Below are 4,518 nucleotides of genomic sequence, written 5' to 3'. Positions count from 1 at the left end.
GTACCTGTGGCTTCGACTCCGCTCAGCCAACGTTAGCTGAGCGGAGTCGAAGCTAGATAACTGGGTGGGACATTTTTTATCCGCAAGAGACTAAGTGGCTATAACTATATGACAAATCAAAACCGAGATCGGGATTGTAGCTTTTGGGGTTTTGGATCTCAACCGCCTTGACGGTTGCTATAATTCGGCATGATGACGTGAAATTTAGACGGAGTAAATTGAAATGGCGAGAGAACCCAAAAAGCCTAATGAATATATCGTGCATTTAAAGCTAGAAGGTGGACAAGAGGTAACAACCAAATTTATGACCATCGAAGAAGTCAAAACTTGGTACGCATCGCAGTTTAAGGCAAAAGCAAATGAGGACGATCTGATGCCCATTCCCGTGAGAGCCGAACTAAATGAAATTTTACTTGTCCGCCCTAAACGCGTTATTGCGATCCATGTTGAGCCAATTTACTCCTCAAGTGTCGAAATGTTTTCTTAACTAAATATCAAGGCAAATTTTGCTCGGAACAGAAACCCCAAAATATGAGTGGTGGTGCGAAGCACCACCACTCATATTTTGGGGTTTGATTTGTCATATATAGCTAACTCAGGCTGTCACGCCTATGGGAATACATATAGGCTGCATAGGGCAGTGTAAAGCGCTGCCTCACTCTTTAAATGATGACAGGGATAGAATTATAGAAGGTTTGTTTGGTAAAGCCTTGCTTGACAAGGCTTTTATAAATTTTCGTAATTAAACTATGCATCTACATCAAGTTTCGGGGCGATCGCGTTTAGGTCTAGCGCTATCGTTGCTTACGGTTTTACTATGGGGATTATTGGCGATCGCTCTTAAGATCGTCCTTCAACAACTAGATCCTTTTACAGTAACTTGGTTTCGTTTTACCTTTGCAGGGGTCGTATTGGGGGGATATCTGGCAATAAGGCGACAGCTACCGACATGGCAGCAGTTAAAAAAAGTTTCTCTACCAGTATTTCTAGTTGCGGTAGCAGGTCTGTCCCTGAACTATATTTTATTTCTAACGGGCTTAGGTAAAACTTCTGCCAATAATGCTCAAGTTCTCACCCAGTTAGCGCCCATGATGATGGGCATAGCCTCGTTAATGATTTTTAAAGAGAAATACAACTATCAGCAATGGGTGGGGGTCGCGATTCTCATCTGCGGGTTAGTCCTGTTTTCTCACGAGCAGGTGCGATCGCTAGTAATTAACCTCAATAGCTATATGTGGGGCAATACTTTACTCGTCCTTGGGGCGATCGTTTGGGCTTTTTATGGGCTAGCGCAAAAGCAACTCTTACTAAATTTGCCTTCCACTTCGGTACTACTGTGCTTATACCTAAGTGCGGCGGTGCTATTTTCACCCCTAGCTCACCCCGAACGATTGCTAACTCTTTCAGGAATTCATCTATTAGCATTAATATTTTGCGCCTTAAATACGGTGATTGCCTATGGTGCATTTGCCGCCGCTCTTGAGCATTGGGAAGCATCACGGGTAAGCGTCATCCTCACCCTTGCCCCAATTGTGACCCTCACAGCCTCAAGTATCTTGCCAAGTTTTGTGCCTCAACTATTATCCCCATCGCCCTTAAGTTTTTTGGGGTGGATTGGGGCGATCGCGGTGGTGGTTGGCTCCATGACAACCTCTCTAGGAACAAATCTGCGTAATTAATTCGGATTTATATCACATTGAAAGTTTTCAAAAGATGAGTGGCGGCGCTTTGCGCCACCACTCATCTTTGGTTTGGTATAAGGTTCTGCGCCTCAAAATGGCTTCCTATAGGAAATCCAAGCTTTTTAAAAAAAATATTGGATTTTTTTTAAAAAGCTTGCATCAATGGCACATTTATACGCTATAGTTATTAACGCTGAAGTAATAAACAAAGCAAAACAGCTACATTCCTCAGTAGCTCAGCGGTAGAGCAATCGGCTGTTAACCGATCGGTCGCAGGTTCGAATCCCGCCTGGGGAGTTATAAAAGAGAGAGAGTTTATGCAACGCATAAACTCTCTCTCTTTATTTGATATAGCAATCCTAAATGAGTTGAAGCCCCATTTTTTCCACAAAAGAATGGGGATCTAATACCAAAACTGAAAATGGCTATGCCATTTTCAATTTTATATCTACAGTCACTTGAATTAGGACATAAAGCCCAAGAATTGACTGGCGGCGCTTCGCGCCGCCAGTCAATTCTTGGGCTTTATGTCCTAGTACATTTAGCGATAGCTATATTAGCACTAATAAAAACAGGGCTACATAGATGCTTGAATCCACTCAGTTGCTTTTTGAATGTCTAGGGGATGGGAGATAAAATAGCCCTGTACTTCAATGCTACTGCCACCTAGCCCTTCAAAGTAATTTAACTCTTGAGCGGTCTCTACACCTTCAATAATCACCCCCATACCGAGATTATTCGCTAAGCGTAAAATTGATTGAATAATTCTTTGGCTTTTCGCATCGGTAGCAACTCTGTTGGTAAAGCTGCGATCGATTTTTAAAACATCGATTGGTAAATTTTGTAAATAGCTAAAGGATGAATAACCTGTACCAAAGTCGTCGATGTATACCTGAACGCCAATATCTCGCAGTTGCTCTAATTTTTGCGAAGAAACTTCGATATTTTCCATCAAAATAGATTCTGTAATTTCTAGTTTGATCGAGCTAGGCAAAACTTCATTGTCCGTAATGATCGCCTGAATTCTTTCCACAAAGTCGAGTTGAATAACCTGAATCGTCGAAACATTGATTCCCAAAGTGAGCGCTCCCATTTCAGGAAAATTTTGCTGCCATTGATGTAACTGTTTGCAGGCTGTCTCAAAAACCCAATAACCAATTTGGATGATATCCCTACTATCCTCAGCAATTGGTAGAAACTCTAAGGGTGAAATTAAACCCTGTATAGGATGCATCCAACGCAGTAGAACTTCAAATCCTGTTAACTTATGTTGATGTAATGAAACTATCGGTTGATAAAGTAAATAAAACTCATGATTCACGATCGCTTGGTGTAGATCGGATTCTAATCGCCACCTTACCCTAGCCCCTTGGCTCATGTTGTCATTAAATACCGCTTTTCCACCTCCCCCCAGATTGCGAGAATGATGCATAGCAATATGTGCATCTCGCAGAATCTCATTGGCATAGATATATTCAAGGTCACTAATTGCAATACCGATACTAAAAGATATGAAGAGTTGGCAATCATCAACTAGAAATGGCTGTTTCAAACCCTCTAAAATTTGATCGGCTAAGGAAATAACCAGTTCTTCCCCCGTAGGCTCGTCCCCATTAATGTCCCTATTAATATTCTCGACCAGAATTGCAAACTCATCGCTATCGATCCGAGAGATAACATAATTGGCTTTATGATGGATCGTGATCCGATTACTAATTTCCTTTAAGAGGTCATTGCCGATAGATGAGCCAAAGCTTTCGTTAATGGTTTTAAAGCGATCGCAATCTATAAATAGAACAGCAAAATTGAAATTATGGTCAGTTTGAAATTTGGCAAATGCTATGTCTAAGGACTCCATAAATGAGTCGCGGTTTGGAAGACCCGTTAACGGATCGTGAAGTTGATTGTGGTGCAACTTGGCAATTATTTGATCTCTTTCGATTCTGATATCGTTGGACTTAACCAGCAGTTGCATTTGATGGATCGAAATTGCTAATTGGGTTCCCAGTCTCTCTAGCAATTCAATTTCCCAATTTTGCCAAAGGTTAGCATTATTGTATTGATGAACTATTAGGAGTCCCCATAGTTTTTTTCCCATCGGGATACCCACAGCGATCGCTGCATGTATGTTGAGACTGCGCAGGGACTCAGCAAATAGGGGATCGATGTTTGAATCATTGATATCATGAATAACTTGGCTAACACATTTTTGCAAACGATCTAGCCATGAGGGATTGGTGTAAATCGATGGAAGTGGTTGCCCTAGAAGTGAATAGCTCGGATCGCTAACAGATTCGTATTGAATAGGCTGAACATCTTCCTCAGTAAACTGACAAATAATTACTTGATCTCTTTGTAATAATTGGGATGTTTCCCAAACCGCAGTTTCCAGAAGCTCATCGATATCGATCGAATGTCTGAGATGGGCAAAGATCAAGGCTATTAAGGTATAAATTCTATCTTCATCGCTAAATTCTCTGATGAGATTAGCTTGATTTAGTTGTCTGACCCTCTGCTTAAGAATATTTATTTCTTTTTCGGTATTATCTAAGTAATTAACTAGGGTCTCTCCGATTGATTTAATATTTTGTAAATCATCTAATTGCTGCTGTGTTAATGTTTCTGATTCTCCAAGGCGATTTGCATAATTGAATAATGATAATAATGTCTCGGACAAATGTTCTTGCATATTTTTTCACAAAACATTTATGAATAAATTAAGTGACTGAGTATAGATAATTCAAATAAAAACTACAGCTTCGACTTCGCTCAGCTAGCTTACACCGAGGGCTGAGCGAAGTCGAAGCCCGTCTACAAGTTATTTAAAACAACTATA

3 protein-coding genes and 1 tRNA gene are annotated in these 4,518 nt (G+C 40.7%); 3 read left to right on the top strand and 1 reads right to left on the bottom strand.

The window, feature by feature from the left end; genetic code table 11:
* Positions 1-223 precede the first annotated feature (223 nt).
* The 3 genes from AC805_RS03265 to AC805_RS03255 all read left to right on the top strand — a co-directional run bounded on the left by AC805_RS03265 (position 224) and on the right by AC805_RS03255 (position 1,979).
* The gene (locus AC805_RS03265; RefSeq protein ID WP_009628234.1) at positions 224-487 is read left to right on the top strand and encodes a hypothetical protein; all 264 of its coding nucleotides are present in this window, start codon (positions 224-226) and stop codon (positions 485-487) included.
* Between the two features lie 262 nt (positions 488-749).
* The gene (locus AC805_RS03260) at positions 750-1,679 is read left to right on the top strand and encodes a DMT family transporter (protein WP_055074086.1); all 930 of its coding nucleotides are present in this window, start codon (positions 750-752) and stop codon (positions 1,677-1,679) included.
* Between the two features lie 228 nt (positions 1,680-1,907).
* Positions 1,908-1,979: transfer RNA gene (locus AC805_RS03255), tRNA-Asn, on the top strand.
* Between the two features lie 280 nt (positions 1,980-2,259).
* Here the strand turns inward: AC805_RS03255 and AC805_RS03250 are convergent.
* Positions 2,260-4,371 carry a bifunctional diguanylate cyclase/phosphodiesterase gene (locus tag AC805_RS03250; RefSeq protein ID WP_055074085.1) on the bottom strand — a complete coding sequence of 704 codons (2,112 nt, stop codon included), beginning with the start codon at positions 4,369-4,371 and terminating at the stop codon, positions 2,260-2,262.
* Positions 4,372-4,518: the final 147 nt, after the last annotated feature.

This window comes from Pseudanabaena sp. 'Roaring Creek' (assembly GCF_001402795.1).
Classification (GTDB): domain Bacteria; phylum Cyanobacteriota; class Cyanobacteriia; order Pseudanabaenales; family Pseudanabaenaceae; genus Pseudanabaena.
Note: the sequence above shows the minus strand (reverse complement) of the source record. Positions and strands in the feature narration are given on the sequence as shown.

Excerpts from the sequence above, each read along its gene's own strand:
- AC805_RS03265 (WP_009628234.1), top strand. The coding sequence starts at position 224 with ATGGCGAGAGAACCCAAAAAGCCTAATGAATATATCGTGCATTTAAAG.
- AC805_RS03260 (WP_055074086.1), top strand. The coding sequence starts at position 750 with ATGCATCTACATCAAGTTTCGGGGCGATCGCGTTTAGGTCTAGCGCTA.
- AC805_RS03250 (WP_055074085.1), bottom strand. The coding sequence starts at position 4,371 with ATGCAAGAACATTTGTCCGAGACATTATTATCATTATTCAATTATGCA.